Source organism: Ruegeria sp. AL12 (assembly GCF_056540885.1).
Genome location: NZ_JBQFXN010000136.1, coordinates 1 through 673, shown reverse-complemented (window position 1 = coordinate 673; position 673 = coordinate 1). Strand labels below are relative to the sequence as shown.

General features: G+C 54.2%; 2 protein-coding genes. One reads left to right on the top strand and one right to left on the bottom strand.

Translation table 11 applies throughout. The features are described 5' to 3' along the window. The coding region (locus ACR0C6_RS21845; RefSeq protein WP_480621260.1) for an SDR family NAD(P)-dependent oxidoreductase at positions 1–244 on the bottom strand (244 nt) is incomplete at its 3' end. Positions 245–396: 152 nt separating this feature from the next. Between ACR0C6_RS21845 and ACR0C6_RS21840 the strand changes: the two genes are divergently transcribed. Then, the coding region (locus ACR0C6_RS21840) for an FAD-dependent oxidoreductase (protein ID WP_480621258.1) at positions 397–673 on the top strand (277 nt) is incomplete at its 3' end.

Below are 673 nucleotides of genomic sequence, written 5' to 3'. Positions count from 1 at the left end.
TATAAACCAGACCATCCACCGCGCCCGCCCCGGCCACTGCGGCGCGAACCGAATCCAGATCGGTCACATCCATAGGGATTGCGCGAGCGTTGGGCAAAGTCTCACACATCTCGGCCAGACGGTCGGCATTGCGCGCGGATAAGATCAGATGCGCGCCCTGACGGCTGAGAGCTTGGGCCAAAGCCCGCCCCAGACCTTCGCTGGCACCAATGATCCAATAGGTTTTTCCGTCAAAGCTGCTCATGCGCGGGCCGATTCAGTCATGTTTCATATTCTACGGGCCCGTGACGCAATTGGATCAAATGCGATCGCGCTTCTGACAAAACTTCCAACCGGATTGATCCAGCTGCACCTACCCCGCGTATTTCATTCTAAGAACCACATAACGAGGCTGGAATGTTCGACGAAACCCAGGGTGTACGGAAGAAAATCGCAGTTATTGGTGCAGGTATTTCAGGCCTTTCAGCCGCCTACTACCTTTCAGAAAACCACGACGTGACCCTCTATGAGGCGGAACCGCGTTTAGGTGGCCATGCCCGCACTGTCATGGCCGGGAAGAACGGCGATCAACCGGTGGATACCGGTTTCATCGTCTTCAACTACGCAACCTATCCTTTTCTGACCCGACTTTTTAATGTGCTCAATGTTCCCGTTATCGAAAGCGAAATGAGTT